The sequence below is a fragment of the Pantoea sp. SS70 genome (genome assembly GCF_029866845.1).
Lineage (GTDB): Bacteria > Pseudomonadota > Gammaproteobacteria > Enterobacterales > Enterobacteriaceae > Pantoea > Pantoea leporis.
This window is the reverse complement of the sequence record NZ_CP117199.1, coordinates 2,057,467-2,071,138: the sequence shown is the minus strand read 5'-3', so window position 1 is coordinate 2,071,138 and position 13,672 is coordinate 2,057,467. Positions and strand designations below refer to the sequence as shown.

Below are 13,672 nucleotides of genomic sequence, written 5' to 3'. Positions count from 1 at the left end.
CTTACTCATTGATGCCTTTAGTGCCGCGGCGTTTCAGATAAGCATCCCAGCGGAAATCATCGGCGTTGTCTTTAGTCACCACCGCATAACCGTTATCAAGGATTGGGAAGGCAAAAGGATTGGTCCCGTTGCGTTTGGCGTCATTCATCGGATCGATCAGTTCAGGATGAGCAGCAAGGAACAAGGTCATAAAACCCATATAGCCCTGGATGCCCTGATTTGGATTGATTGCGCCAAATACCTGACCGCTTTTAATCATATCCAGCACCTTAGCGTTGACATCCACGGTCATCACTTTCACTTTGCCGCCGTTTTCAGCCACTGCCTGCGCAGCACCAATCGCAGAGCTGGCTTCCGGCATAAAGATGCCTTTCAGATTGGGGTTCGCCTGCAACATTGAGAGTACGGCGTTATAGGCTTTCGAAGGGTCCTGATTCGTCGCAGCGCGTGCGACTAATTTGCTGTCAGGAAAGGCGGTTTTCATCTCATTAATAAACGCAGTGACACGCCTATCGTGATTATCCTGACCGGGGTTTTCCAGCACCGCAAATTCGGCACCTTTACCCATTGCTTTCCCTAGTTCGTCGGCTGCGGCTTTACCCTCACGGAAATTGTCTGAGGTGATATAAGCAACGCGTTTACTGTTAGGTGAATCGGCGGCAAACGTCACCACTGGAATGCCCATTTCAGCAGCACGATTAATGGGCTCAATAAAGGGGTCAGGATTCATCGGATGAAGAAAAATACCGGCGGGTTTTTGTGCCAGGATTTGTTCAAAGCTTGAGAGTTGCTGGTTAACGTCATAAGCGGGTGTGCCACCGTATACGGTCTTACAGCCCAGCTGATGCGCAGCCTGCTTGAACATTTCGTAAACCGGGAACCAATACTCTACGCCTGTCACCATCACGTTCATGTAGTAAGTTTCGCCGGGTTTACAGCGAAATTGAGGCGCATCCGCTGCTTGCGTGATGCTGGTGAAACTGCCCGCCATGAACAAACTGGCGAGTAGAACAGTGATTTTTTTCATGTTTATTCCCCGGAACTGACGCTGAATGTGTATGGCTCAGCCGTGACGACAAAACGCGGAAAAACGAGCCGGGGTTGACCTTGAAAATTATTTCTTATGCATGAAATAATTTTCAAAAGGTATAAAAGCTGGCGGGGAAAAGATCAAACGTTGGTTAATGAATTGTTTCTGACTTGTGAGTGCGTTCACTAATTGCGCAAGGGGCTCTTACCGTTTTACACATTTAGTGACGAAAGCTATTTACGCATCCAGCGCTGCAAACGTGCCAACTGGGACGTTCAGCCAGGAAAGAGGAAACCTGGCCTGCAGTGATAATAAAAATCGCATTCACCGTCAGGCTAATCACGATTGAACATCAATGTAAAATAGGAATTAATTAATGCTCATCACGTTTAGTGGATTACCCGGCACCGGCAAAAGCACCATTGCGCGCTTATTAGCGCAGCAGATCGGCGCGGTGTATTTACGCGTCGATACTATCGAACAGGCGTTGCGATCGGGTGAAGAGAGCGAGAAAGCGATCGGGCCGGAAGGGTATTTTGTCATCTACGGATTGGCGCGCGACAATTTGCTGCTCGGTTCTACCGTTATTACCGACTCGGTTAACGACCTGCAACTGATCCGCAACGCTTATCGCGATATCGCCTTGTTGAGCGGTGCGCCGCTGCTGGAAGTCGAAGTAATCTGTTCCGATCGTAACAAACATCGCTTTCGCGTCGAAAATCGCGCTTCCGATATTAAAGGTTTGAAGCTGCCGGATTGGCAGGCAGTTGAACAGCGCGAATATCAAGCCTGGGAGCGCGATCATTTGCATCTTGATAGCGCCTTGCTCTCGGCGCAGCAGTGCGTGGATGCCATTCTGCAAGCGCTGCCGAAAACCTCCCAATCCTGATCTTTCAGTGGCGGCATTTAATATGCCGCCACTTTCACCTGAAACCCATCCTTCGATCTTAATGTGATCAACCTCCGGATTCGGCGGTTGCATGATTGTTTATTGCTGCGCATTTGTTATGAATGAAGAGTATATTAGTTTCGAATGAAACTAGCAAGTTAACGAATCGGAGCATGTCATGAATACTACTTTCACTTCATTGCAACAACCTGATGATTTCAAACATAACGTTCGCCTGATGAAAAGGGTGTTAAGAGAGCAGATCGGCGATGTCGAAGGTCTGTTTGAACAAGTCAGAAGCAAAATCGTCAGCGAAATTGCCGCCGCTCGCGCGGAAGAGGCGCAAAACGGCAGCGCGTGGCCGCAGGTGAGTCTGCAGGATATTGCGGCGGGACGTATCACCGATGAGGTGAAGGATCATATTCGTCGACGCGGTTGTGTGGTAGTGAAGCAGACATTCCCGCGCGATCAGGCGCTGGCCTGGGATGAATCAATGCTCAAATACCTCGATGACAATGATTTCGACAACGTCTACCAAGGGCCGGGCGATAACTTCTTCGGCAATCTTGATGCGTCACGTCCGGAAATCTATCCGATTTACTGGAGCGATGCGCAGATGTCCGCGCGCCAAAGCGATGCCATGGCCCAGACGCAATCTTTCCTCAATCGCTTGTGGACGTTTGAGTCGCGCGGCTCGCGCTGGTTTGATCCTGACGTCAGCATCATTTATCCCGATCGTATTCGTCGCCGCTTGCCGGGCACCACCTCCAAAGGTCTTGGCGCGCACACTGATTCAGGCGCATTGGAGCGTTGGTTACTGCCGGCGTATCAACAGGTGTTCAGCAAAATTTTCACCAACCAGTTTGATCAATACGATCCCTGGGATGCGGCGCATCGCACTGAAGTGAATGAGTATCAATCGGGGACTACCACCAAGTGCTCGGTATTCCGTACCTTCCAGGGCTGGACCGCGCTGTCGGATATGCAGATTGGTCAGGGCTTGCTGCATGTGGTGCCGGTGCCGGAAGCGATGGCCTATTTGTTACTGCGTCCGTTGTTGAAAGATGTACCGGAAGATGAGCTTTGCGGCGTTGCGCCGGGCAAAGTGCTGCCGGTTTCAGCGCAGTGGCATCCGGAACTGATTGAGGGCTTGTGTTCGATTCCCGCGCTGCAGGCGGGCGATGCGGTTTGGTGGCATTGTGATGTGATCCACTCGGTCGCGCCGGTAGAGGATCAGCAAGGCTGGGGCAATGTGATGTACATTCCCGCCGCACCGCTGTGTGAGAAAAATGCCGCCTACGCGACGAAAGTGGCGCAGGCGCTGGCCAGCGGTGCGTCGCCTGGCGATTTCCCGCAGGAGGATTATGAAACGCAGTGGCGCGATCGCTTCACCCTCGACGCGCTGAATGCCAATGGTCGCCGCAGTCTGGGATTGGGCTAAATTTCTGGTAAGCTTGACAAAAATTTCACAGCAGCGGGTGTTATGAACGCACGTCATCAGCAGATTATCCAATTGGTCAGCGAGCGCGGCAGCGTCAGCGTAAATGAGCTGGCGCACACCACCGGCGTCTCAGAAGTGACGGTGCGTCAGGATCTCAATCTTCTGGAGAAAGGCGGCTTTCTGCGCCGCGTGCACGGTTCCGCCGTGGCGCCAGAAAGTGATGATGTTGGCGCGCGTATGCAAACCCGCTTCGCGGTGAAAAAGCGATTGGCCGAATACGCAGCGGCGCTGGTGAACAGCGGTGAAACGGTGTTTATCGAAGGCGGCAGTACTAACGCCTTGCTGGCGCGTGAATTGAGTGAACGCAACGACATCACCATTATTACCGTGAGCCATTACATCGCCGGATTGCTGCGCGAAAAGGGCGGCGATGTGATCATCCTCGGCGGCCTGTTCCAGAAAAGCAGTGAATCGGTGGTGGGACCGCTGACGCGTCTGTGTATTCAGCACCTCAATTTCCATAAGGCGTTTATCGGCATTGATGGCTGGGATGCAGTCACCGGCTTTACCGGCCGCGATATGCTGCGCTGTGACGTGGTCAACGCCATCATGGAAAAACCTACACACACCATCGCGCTGACGGATTCCTCAAAGTTTGGCCAGATTCATCCGTTTGCGCTGGCACCGCTTCAGCCGTTTAACCAACTGATCACCGATGCCGAACTGGAGGCGAGCTATCAAAAAGCGCTGCGTGAGAAGGGCGTGGAAGTGAGTTTGGTCTAGCTCACGCAATCAGCTATTCAAGTGAAAAAGGATTGATGAACTGCCTGTGCCACAAGCTTTCCCGATCCACCTTGCTCAAATCGGCTTCATCACAAACATGATGCCAATAGGTTTCAATCGACGCTTTTATCAGCATGAAATGCGCATGCGCGTCAGCGCGACTCAAAGCAAAGTGATGAGCTGCATCCAGGCAGCTGCTTAAGCGGCTCAAATTATTGTTGCCACTAATCAGCATTGCCTGCGAGGCTTCATTGCCAGCGCGACCTTGTGGGCAAATGTCATAAGCAGGCGTAAGACTTAAGCTGTTACCATCCCAAAAGGCGGCATGATTGCGGGCATGGTCATCGGTGTTGCCGCTGAGAATATTGAAGCAAAGCCGTTTATACAACTCCAGCAAAGTCTCTTTGGGCGCGGCAAAACGTTGACGAATAATTTCAGCGAGTGTTTCGTAGCTGGCATAGCGCGCCAGCATATCGTCGAGTTCAAAAAGGGTCAGCGCCGAAAGCATCACCTTTCGCGTCCATCCATCGGCTTTATGTTCGCGGTCAAAGCGCTCAATCATGATCACATCGCGTCCGGCGGCTTTGACTAGCTTCACCGGAGCGACATGCAATCCTGCCAACTGCGCCAACCGCATCGCCAGGAATTCGCCTTTCACCACGTTCCAGATATCCGCACTGGCAGAAAATTTCGCGATGTATTTTTTTCCCTCGGCCTCGATCAGCGCTTTTGGCCGCGCGCCACCGATCGACGTCCCATGGAAAAGCGCCTGATCCAGTTCGGGTGTTAGCGGCACGCCTTTTTCAACCCGATCAGCCGACTCCAGTAATTCAGGAAGGGTGACATTTGCAGTTGAGCGCGGAATGTATTCCGTTGCCGAGTGCTGGAAATCCAGGGCACCAATGCGATCTGAACCGGACTCAATGAGATACGTCAGCTCATCGAGTATTCCGGTATCGACGTTCGCGCCTTTCCGTCCCATTCGACGGTTGATAATGACACGGCGTCCCCAGGCATCAGGTGCGCTGTCACGGATACATCCCGCAATGTTTAACCCATTCAGCGGCGGAATAACGCCAGTCCGCAGAGGAAGTTCATTGGGATTGAGCGGAATGCGGTTTTCTCGCTGCAGATAACTACGACCATAGTTGAAAAGCAGCGTACCGCCTTCAGCCTCAAGCCTGCCCGCCACCACTGGTGATGTTTCACCAGGCAGCCATATCCATACGTAAGCGTCTCTAAAACGCGCTTCAGAAGTCATCCTTCACCTTCCTGCTACTCTTTTTTTTACTGGTGTGTTTGGGTAACAGCTTGAGCTTTTCTTCAACACGATTTCGATGACTGACCAATGATGGCAAACTCACCTCTGCATCAAACAGGGGAATGCCCAATATGGCCGCAATCTCGAAATAACTGCCAATCTGACATTTCACGTCGCCTTGCTCAATGCGATGTAAAGTCCCACGCGAAATACCGGCTCTTTCTGCTAACTCAGATACTGGAATTTGCTTCTCGATACGTTCAGCACGAATCAAGGAAGCTAATAGGGCAATCGCTTCCTGAGCATAGCGTGAGGTGGGTGAAGTGATAGAAGCCATGACTTGTTCCATACAGGGTACCAATAAACGTTATATGTACTATATATGGAACATCATAGCCTGGTGTGAAGGGTTTTATCAACGGCGCATAATGTCAGAGATGTTCACTGTGTAGTACCAATTACGCTTATTGGTACTACACAGTGAACATTTCATTACTATACTTCAATCCACTAATGCCTGCGCGGTGACCTCATCCGTGATCAAACCGGTCACCAGACCGCTGGCCAGCACTGCGCGAATCGCGGCGACCTTACTGGCGCCGCCCGCCAGGGCGACAATCTCTGCGCGATGCGAGAGATCGAGATCCACCGACAACGTGCGGGCCGTTAAGTTGGTGTGAATCATCTGTCCGTTGGCATCGAAGAAGTGGCCCAGCAGCTCGCCGACCGCGCCGGATGAGGAGATATCGTTGATCTCCGCTTCATCAATCATGCCGGCTTCAACCAGCTGAGCCGCGGGTTCCACGGTGCCAATTCCCACCAGTTTGACTTCACTTTGCGCCGCCATGGCAAACACCTCGCTCACGCCGCGCTGCGCCAGTAACACTTGGCGATCTTCCTGGGTATTGGCAAAGAAAGGCACGGGCATCATGTAGGCCTGCGCACCGGTTTTCTCGGCGACGCGGTGCATAACGTCGTGAGGATTGAGCGCGTAGTTGCGGGTTAAACAGCCGAGCAGCGAGACAAAGCGCATATGCGGCGCATCAATACGTGGCAATTGATGGATGGCGGCGGAAAGGGTGCGGCCATGCCCCAGACCCAAGGTGGTAGAAGGCGACGCGGTGAGCAGGTTACGCAGGTAATCCGCGCCCGCCATGCCCAGCGCGCGCACCGGCAAGCCTTCTTCGCCAAGATCGGGGGCGACATGACAGAAGTTAAGCGCGAATTTCGCGCGCAGACGATCTTCTAATTGGACGCAGGCGACGATATCGCCATCAATCGACACCTTCACCGCGCCTTCCGCCACCATGCGCGCAATCATGCGGTGCGTTTTCACCGACGGCAGCCCGAGTCGTTTCGCCACTTCCGCCTGCGTTAAACCGCCGACGTAGTGCAGCCATGCGGCGCGCAGCGCCAGAGATTCGTCGCGTTCAGTCGAGGTTGGTGCCGGTTTCATGGGTTGTCCTTTGGTTTATATGGTGCGCTTAAGCCCTCATCCCAACCTTCTCCCACAAGTGGGAGAAGGGGCCGATCGAGCAGCGTGCGCGCGCGCACAGTTCCCTCGCCCGCTTGCGGGAGAGGGTTAGGGTGAGGGGGAAACCGCGGCCCTCACTCCGCCAAATGCAGATCCTGCACGCCGGTATCAATATGCCCGGCCCAGAAGGCGACGCTTTCGGCGATCTCCGTCACCACGTTGCTATCGGTTGGCTCGCGCTCTTTAAAGCTCAGCTCAAGGCAGATCTCATTATCATGCGCCCCGCCGCGCGCCAGCGCGTCCAGCAGTGGCTGCGGCTGAATGCGACCGCCGGCATTGTACTGCAATGTAAAAGGTCTGTGTCCGCCTTTATCCAGCATGCTCTGTTTAATATGGATAATCGGCGAGTAACGCGGCACCGCTTCGGCCCACGCATAAGGATCGTAATCGCGCGGATCGGCGGAAGTGACATCTCCGTGATCGATATCCGCCATCATCCACATCGGCAGCGCCATTGAGGCAGCACTCAAACGCTGCTGCAGCGCCAGACAGGCCGGAATGGTTTCGCCGAACTCGCGGCCCACGCTCATGGGTTCCCAAAACAGGTATTTCAATCCGGCGGCTTTGGCGTGTTCGGCAACGTCGGCCCAGCAATCAATGGCAATGTCGATCAGTGCGTCGCGGCGCGCAACATCGTTGAAATCCTGCTGGGTAAAGATGGCGAACTGCGAACCTACCGCGTCGCCGCCCAGCTCGGCGGTGATATCAGCGAAGATTTTAAACCAGTCAACATAATAGCGGCGCACTTCGACATCAGGGTGACCAAAATGGTTGAGGCGACCATAGGGTCCGGTCATGCCGGAGGTCACGCGCACGCCGGTGGCGCGTAGCGCCTGCTGCATCTTGCGCGTCATGCGCGTGAGGGTCGCAGCAGGCCAGCCGGGATTGATAAATTCATGGGTGAGCTGCACATCACGGATGCGGATCTGCTGCGCCACGGTGGTAATCAAATCCTGCGGGTCGGCAAAGCGGTTCACCAACGGATTAGTATTCAGTGACAGCGTTAACGGCATGATTCACCTCTTATCCGGCATGCGCACGCAGCGGCGCGGGAGCAGCAAAGGTGGCGTTGAACCACTGGGTGAAAGCCTGTTGCTGCGCGTCATCGAGGTGCAACTTATGCTTGGTGCGGCGCCACAACACATCCTCGGCCTGCTGCGCCCACTCGTTTTCCACCAGATAACGCACCTCGGCTTCGTACAGCTGCCCACCAAAATGGCGGCCAAGATCGCCCAGCGCATTGGCATGACCGATCAGCTTATCGATACGCGTGCCATACAGCCGCGCATAGTGTTTACGCAGCGCCTGCGGTAGCCACGGCCAGCGCGCTTTGACCTGCTCTAAGAAACTGTCGAAATCGGCGTGTGGCATATCGCCGCCCGGTAAGGTGGCGCCCCGCGTCCAGTCCGCGCCCATGTTGGGGAAGAACGGTGCCAGTTTTTGTATCGCATGTTCAGCCAGCTTGCGGAAGGTGGTGATCTTGCCACCAAACACATGCAGCAGCGGGGCATTTTGTTGATCGTCGAGGTCAAACACGTAATCACGCGTCACCGCCGACGGATTGCCTTTGCCGTCATCAAACAGCGGACGCACGCCGGAGAAGCGCGTGATCACATCACTGGCGCGCAGTTTCACCTTGAAGTAGCGATTCACCACGTCGATCAGGTATTGCTGTTCGCTGTCGTCAGCGGTGACCGCTTCCGCTTTGCCTTGCCACGGAATATCGGTGGTGCCGATCAGCGCTTTATCGCCTTCATACGGGTTGATAAAGATCACCCGCTTGTCGGTGTTCTGCACCAGATACGCCTGCTGACCTTCCCAGAATTTCGGCACGATGATGTGCGAGCCTTTGACCAGCCGCACGTTGCGACTGCTTTTGGTGTGTGTCACCTGATTAACGATATCCAGCACCCACGGTCCGGCGGCGTTGACCAACACTTTGGCAAACACGGTGCGTGAGGTACCGCTGGCATCCTGCAGGGTGATTTCCCACTTGCCGTTATGACGTGTCGCCGCTACGCAGCGGGTACGCGGCAGAATGGTGGCGCCGCGCTCGGCGGCATCCAGCGCATTCAGCGTCACCAGCCGCGCATCATCCACCCAGCAATCGGAGTACTCGAATCCTTTACTGTAACTGTCCAGCAGCGGCGCACCTTCAGGATCGCGGCGTAAATCCAGCGAACGCGTGCCCGGCAGTTTCTGACGGCCGCCAAGGTTGTCATAAAGAAACAGGCCGAGGCGCACCAGCCACGCCGGGCGATCGGTTGGGCTGTGCGGCAAGACAAACCGCATCGGCCAGATGATATGCGGCGCGGCGTTGAGCAGCACTTCGCGCTCGATCAGCGCCTCACGCACCAGCCGAAACTCGTAATACTCCAGATAACGCAGCCCGCCGTGCACCAGCTTGCCGGAGCGCGATGAGGTGCCCTGCGCGAGGTCATCTTTCTCACACATCATTACCGACAATCCGCGACCGGCAGCGTCACGCGCGATACCAGCACCGTTGATACCGCCGCCAATCACAAACAGATCCAGCATGTGTTCACTCATGATTTACTCCTCAAAACTGTTTTAGCGCGTGCCAGGCGGCAGGAAGATCGTTACGCAGCTGCTGATAGGTGGGAAACAGCTGGTTATAGCGCTGCATCAGTTCGCTCGCGGGCGCTTCGGGCGCATCCAGCAGCGGCATCACCCAGGTTTTGACGCAGCTCTCCATCGACGGATACGCGCCAATCGCCACCGCCGCCATCATCGCGGCACCGGCCGCTCCGGCTTCGTCGCGCTGGCTGATGCGCACCGGCGCACCAATGCAGGCAGATAAAATCTGGCGTAACGGCTTCGAACGCACCGCGCCGCCGGTTAAACGAATTTCTCCCGGCAAACTGCCCATCGCCTGATAGCAATCGCGCGCCGCAAAACCGATGCCTTCAATGACCGCCCGCACCAGATCGCCAAAATTGTGGGTGTAACTCAGGCCGGTAAAGCTGGCGCGCGCCTCGGCATTAACAAACGGCCCGCGCTCACCGGCAATCGAGATATACGGGTGATAAAGCAGGCTGCCGGGCTTCGCCGCGTTGAGCCAGCGATCGATATGGCCCACCAAACGGGCATGATCGATTTCACAGCCAAAGCTGTTAAGCAGATCGCTGGCGAGATTCAGTAGCCAGTCAAGATTGAGCGTTGATGCCATATTGGTTTGCACCTGCGTGACATAGCCCGGCCACGGCAGCGGGATCACGTAGCCGGTTTGTGCCGGATTCAGCCACACCTCACCAATGGTGACGCTGCGCAGATGTACGCCGGTCGAGCCAACAATCGAGCAGGCGGTATTGGCTTCGCCGGTGTGCACGCCAGCGCCAAGCGCGGTCATCGCCATATCGACATAGCCGAGGCAGATTGGCGTGCCAGCCCGTAAACCGGTGGCCTGCGCGGCTTCCGCGGTTAACGGATGCGTGGCGTCTGTGCCTTCAATGATCTCCGGCAGCAGATGACGATGCTGTTCCAGCCCCAGCGCGGCAATCACCTGATCGTCATAGCGCTGGTGGCGGAAGTTGCCAAAGGTAAAGCTGGCCTCAGAAGGATCAGTGGCGCGGATGCCGGTGAGATTGAGGTAAAGCCAATCTTTGCAGTGCAGCGCCACTTCGCTGTTAGCTAACAGCTCGGGATAGAGGTGATCCATGTGCGCCAACTGCGATCCCTGCTGACAGGTGTTGAGTCCGGTGCCGGTAGCGCGAAAGCGCGCGGCGGCTAACGGGTGCTGATTGAGTTTTTCAACCGTTGGTGCCGCACGCGCATCCAGCCAGATCCAGGCATCGCCGACCGGCTGATTGTTGGCACCCACCAGCCAGCTGCCGTCGCCTTGTGCGGTGACGGCCACGGCAACCACCCGCGCGGCCAGGTTGTCGACGCGTTCACCCAGTTTGCGTATCGCTGTGACCGCATCCTGCCAGGTTTGGCTCATTGACTGCTGCGCTGCGCCGCCTTCGCTGCGGTAATAACGGTTACGCACCGATGCGCATGCCAGTTGCGTGCCTTCCAGATCAAACGCCACCGCTTTAACCACCGAGGTGCCGGAATCCAGACCCAGAATGATATCGCCACTGTCCACATACACCTCCGAAAGAAGAAGAGTTAAATTCATCGCCGCCAACACCGAAAGGTGTTAACGGGCTGTGATGAATTTGCTAAATAATGTCTTACACCACTTCTCACTGAGATAACATATCAACTGTATTATTTTTCGATAAAACCAATAAATTTCACCTGAAATAGCGATTGTGATCACGAATCAGGCGTCAAAACCTTACAGGTAGAAATGAGATAACACGGCGAACAGGCTGATAAGGCGGGGTTTATTGCACTTTGTGATGGGGTCGACATCAATTAAGCGATCCAGATCGCTCTCCTGAAAAAATTGCGCGTCACCTGTTGACAATTTAGTCACATCAGCACAATTCTCATCACACAAGTTATCACATTTATAACATTATCGGCGCGATTATCGCAGCTGATGTCAGTGAGAGGTCACGTTATGTCCGATGTCTCAATTCAGGCCCAGCAAATTTCCCGCAAGCGCGTGCGGCGCTACGCCACCCTCGGCGTGGTGGTGATTGCGCTGATCGCGGCGATGGCGCTCGACACCAAGGTGGTAAAAATTGGCTCCGCCGAAGATGCGCAGGAGCAAGGCTTCTCGCCCGAGAGTTACGGCCAGAAAACCTTCCCGACTATCCAGCAGGATGTGGCATCACGCGCAGTAGACGCCAAAACGTTAGCCGATGCGCTGCAAACTAATCAGCAGGAAGCGGTGCAGAAATATGGCGTTGGCGCACCGCTGCCGGTCTTTGCCGTCAAGTTCTCCGGCGTGGTGCAAGCCGGGCAGATGGGCATCTTCCCGCTGAAAATCGATGGATTAGCAGGTGATATGCAGGTGCGGTTGCAAACCGGTCCGGCGATTACCGGCACCGATCTGCGTGACGCTAACGGCAAGATCCAGTTCGGTGATTTCACGAACCAAATCGAATATCAAAATGCCGGTTCCGCCATCAATCGTGCGATGAAAAGCGCGGTGCTCGACAAGCTGGATCGTGATGCGTTGCCGGGAAAAACCGTGCAGGTGGTTGGCGTGTTCCGCTTACTCAACGCGAAAAACTGGATGGTGACGCCGGTCAGCATGGAGGTGAAATGAAACCGTTCAACCTCAATCCCGCCTTGCTGAAAGGCGAAGTGATCCTGCAAGCGCGCAACGTCAGCAAAGTGTACGGCTCCACGCACGCGCTGAAGGGCGTCAATTTCGAAATTCGTCGTGGCGAAGTGACCACGCTGTTTGGTGAAAACGGCGCGGGTAAATCGACGCTGATGAAAATTTTGTCTGGTGTAATTACGCCAACAACCGGGGAAATCTTGTTACACGGCGAGGAGAAGACCTTTCGATCCGCCACCGAAGCGCGTGACTGTGGCATCTCGATTATCCATCAGGAGCTGAATCTCGCGCCGAATATGAACGTGCGCGACAACATCTTTATGGGCCGCGAAATCATGAAGCCGGGCGGCGTCGATTATGCCGAAGAGGCGCGCGTGACGGCGCACCTGATGGCGGCGCTGGAGGAGGAGATCGATCCGCTGACGCCGGTGGAAAACCTGCGTCTGGGACAGCAGCAGATTGTGGAGATTGCCCGCGCGCTGTCGGTGAATTCGCAGATTCTGATCATGGATGAACCGACCTCGGCTCTGAGCGCGGCAGAAGTGGCGGTGCTATTTCAGGTGATCCGTGATTTAACCAGCCAGGGCGTGGCGATTGTCTATATCTCACATCATCTGGAGGAGGCGCTGGAGATTACCGATCGGGCGGTGGTGCTGCGCGATGGCGTGATGACCGCCTATGCCAAACGCGATGAGATCGATCTCGAATGGATCGTGCGCAACATGGTGGGCGATCACTTTGATCTGGGATCGCCGCCGCAGGGCTACGACTTCGGGCTGCCAGCGCTGACGGTGAAAGATCTGACGGTGAAAAGTAAAACCGGTATTCGGCTGGTGGACAACTTATCGCTGGCGGTGCAAGCCGGGGAGATTGTCTGCATTTACGGGCTGATGGGCGCGGGGCGCACCGAGCTGCTGGAGTGCATCGCCGGACGTCTGCAACAAAGCAGCGGTCACATTCTGCTGCAGGACACCGATATCTCCGCGCTAACCATCTCACAACGCATTCAAATTGGGCTGGCGCTGGTGCCGGAAGATCGGCAGCGCGATGGCCTGGTACAAACCATGACGGTGGGAGAAAACCTGTCGCTCGCCAGCATCGGCGACTTTGTACGCGGACTGGTGCTCTCCAGAAGCCGGGAAAAACAGCTGGTCAACGACAGCATTCGTAACGTGACGGTGAAAACCGCTGGTGGCGATGCGGCGATTGGATCGCTCTCCGGCGGCAATCAACAAAAAGTGGTGATCGGCAAAATGCTCGCCACCCGTCCCAAAGTGATACTTCTGGATGAGCCGAGCCGCGGCATCGACATCGGCGCCAAAGCGGAAGTGTTTCGCCTGCTGGCGGAGAACGCCAAAAAGGGGCTGGCGGTGGTGTATACCACCTCGGAAGTGGGCGAATGCCTGAGTATTGCCCATCGCATTGTGGTGATGAGCAAAGGGCGCATCTCCGCCATCTTCGACGCAAGCGTCAGTAAAGAACGCATTATGGCCGCTTCAGGCGAGTCTCTGGTGGCATGACATGAAAAGTGGAG

12 protein-coding genes are annotated in these 13,672 nt (G+C 55.3%); 5 read left to right on the top strand and 7 right to left on the bottom strand.

What is annotated here, in order from left to right; translation table 11 throughout:
• Nucleotide 1: 1 nt before the first annotated feature.
• On the bottom strand, nucleotides 2–1,027 hold the full coding sequence (locus PO881_RS09660; RefSeq protein WP_101764375.1) for a substrate-binding domain-containing protein: 1,026 nt from the start codon (nucleotides 1,025–1,027) through the stop codon (nucleotides 2–4).
• Nucleotides 1,028–1,406: 379 nt separating this feature from the next.
• Here PO881_RS09660 and PO881_RS09655 point away from each other — a divergent pair, with 379 nt between their 5' ends.
• The 3 genes from PO881_RS09655 (at nucleotide 1,407) to PO881_RS09645 (ending at nucleotide 4,143) form a co-directional block, all read left to right on the top strand.
• Entirely contained in the window at nucleotides 1,407–1,919 is a 513-nt protein-coding gene (locus tag PO881_RS09655) for an AAA family ATPase (protein ID WP_280172848.1), read from the top strand.
• A gap of 178 nt (nucleotides 1,920–2,097) precedes the next feature.
• The gene (locus tag PO881_RS09650; RefSeq protein WP_280172847.1) at nucleotides 2,098–3,360 is read left to right on the top strand and encodes a DUF1479 domain-containing protein; all 1,263 of its coding nucleotides are present in this window, start codon (nucleotides 2,098–2,100) and stop codon (nucleotides 3,358–3,360) included.
• A gap of 42 nt (nucleotides 3,361–3,402) precedes the next feature.
• Nucleotides 3,403–4,143 carry a DNA-binding transcriptional regulator YciT gene (locus tag PO881_RS09645; RefSeq protein WP_280172846.1) on the top strand — a complete coding sequence of 247 codons (741 nt, stop codon included), beginning with the start codon at nucleotides 3,403–3,405 and terminating at the stop codon, nucleotides 4,141–4,143.
• A 13-nt stretch (nucleotides 4,144–4,156) separates the two neighbouring features.
• Here PO881_RS09645 and PO881_RS09640 read toward each other — a convergent pair whose 3' ends face one another.
• From PO881_RS09640 to PO881_RS09615, 6 genes are all read right to left on the bottom strand, one after another.
• Entirely contained in the window at nucleotides 4,157–5,404 is a 1,248-nt protein-coding gene (locus PO881_RS09640) for a type II toxin-antitoxin system HipA family toxin (RefSeq protein ID WP_280172845.1), read from the bottom strand.
• Nucleotides 5,394–5,741, bottom strand: a complete 348-nt coding sequence (locus tag PO881_RS09635) for a helix-turn-helix transcriptional regulator (RefSeq protein WP_110866164.1) — start codon at nucleotides 5,739–5,741, stop codon at nucleotides 5,394–5,396. The genes PO881_RS09640 and PO881_RS09635 overlap by 11 nt, the downstream gene beginning before the upstream one ends.
• A 165-nt stretch (nucleotides 5,742–5,906) precedes the next feature.
• Nucleotides 5,907–6,860: a sugar-binding transcriptional regulator gene (locus tag PO881_RS09630; RefSeq protein WP_280172844.1), complete on the bottom strand. Its 954-nt coding sequence runs from the start codon at nucleotides 6,858–6,860 to the stop codon at nucleotides 5,907–5,909.
• Between the two features lie 152 nt (nucleotides 6,861–7,012).
• Nucleotides 7,013–7,951 carry a TIM barrel protein gene (locus PO881_RS09625; protein ID WP_280172843.1) on the bottom strand — a complete coding sequence of 313 codons (939 nt, stop codon included), beginning with the start codon at nucleotides 7,949–7,951 and terminating at the stop codon, nucleotides 7,013–7,015.
• A 10-nt stretch (nucleotides 7,952–7,961) separates the two neighbouring features.
• The gene (locus tag PO881_RS09620) at nucleotides 7,962–9,488 is read right to left on the bottom strand and encodes a glycerol-3-phosphate dehydrogenase (RefSeq protein ID WP_280172842.1); all 1,527 of its coding nucleotides are present in this window, start codon (nucleotides 9,486–9,488) and stop codon (nucleotides 7,962–7,964) included.
• Between the two features lie 10 nt (nucleotides 9,489–9,498).
• On the bottom strand, nucleotides 9,499–11,046 hold the full coding sequence (locus PO881_RS09615) for an FGGY-family carbohydrate kinase (protein WP_280172841.1): 1,548 nt from the start codon (nucleotides 11,044–11,046) through the stop codon (nucleotides 9,499–9,501).
• 423 nt (nucleotides 11,047–11,469) lie between these two features.
• Here PO881_RS09615 and PO881_RS09610 point away from each other — a divergent pair, with 423 nt between their 5' ends.
• Nucleotides 11,470–12,123: a DUF2291 domain-containing protein gene (locus tag PO881_RS09610; RefSeq protein ID WP_280172840.1), complete on the top strand. Its 654-nt coding sequence runs from the start codon at nucleotides 11,470–11,472 to the stop codon at nucleotides 12,121–12,123.
• Nucleotides 12,120–13,658 (top strand): sugar ABC transporter ATP-binding protein, encoded by a 1,539-nt coding sequence (locus PO881_RS09605; protein ID WP_280172839.1) that lies wholly within the window; start codon nucleotides 12,120–12,122, stop codon nucleotides 13,656–13,658. The genes PO881_RS09610 and PO881_RS09605 overlap by 4 nt, the downstream gene beginning before the upstream one ends.
• The last annotated feature ends 14 nt before the right edge of the window (nucleotides 13,659–13,672 follow it).

What these genes read in the sequence shown, in the direction of transcription:
- PO881_RS09660 (WP_101764375.1), bottom strand. Translation starts at nt 1,027, where the DNA reads ATGAAAAAAATCACTGTTCTACTCGCCAGTTTGTTCATGGCGGGCAGT.
- PO881_RS09655 (WP_280172848.1), top strand. Translation starts at nt 1,407, where the DNA reads ATGCTCATCACGTTTAGTGGATTACCCGGCACCGGCAAAAGCACCATT.
- PO881_RS09650 (WP_280172847.1), top strand. Translation starts at nt 2,098, where the DNA reads ATGAATACTACTTTCACTTCATTGCAACAACCTGATGATTTCAAACAT.
- PO881_RS09645 (WP_280172846.1), top strand. Translation starts at nt 3,403, where the DNA reads ATGAACGCACGTCATCAGCAGATTATCCAATTGGTCAGCGAGCGCGGC.
- PO881_RS09640 (WP_280172845.1), bottom strand. Translation starts at nt 5,404, where the DNA reads ATGACTTCTGAAGCGCGTTTTAGAGACGCTTACGTATGGATATGGCTG.
- PO881_RS09635 (WP_110866164.1), bottom strand. Translation starts at nt 5,741, where the DNA reads ATGGCTTCTATCACTTCACCCACCTCACGCTATGCTCAGGAAGCGATT.
- PO881_RS09630 (WP_280172844.1), bottom strand. Translation starts at nt 6,860, where the DNA reads ATGAAACCGGCACCAACCTCGACTGAACGCGACGAATCTCTGGCGCTG.
- PO881_RS09625 (WP_280172843.1), bottom strand. Translation starts at nt 7,951, where the DNA reads ATGCCGTTAACGCTGTCACTGAATACTAATCCGTTGGTGAACCGCTTT.
- PO881_RS09620 (WP_280172842.1), bottom strand. Translation starts at nt 9,488, where the DNA reads ATGAGTGAACACATGCTGGATCTGTTTGTGATTGGCGGCGGTATCAAC.
- PO881_RS09610 (WP_280172840.1), top strand. Translation starts at nt 11,470, where the DNA reads ATGTCCGATGTCTCAATTCAGGCCCAGCAAATTTCCCGCAAGCGCGTG.
- PO881_RS09605 (WP_280172839.1), top strand. Translation starts at nt 12,120, where the DNA reads ATGAAACCGTTCAACCTCAATCCCGCCTTGCTGAAAGGCGAAGTGATC.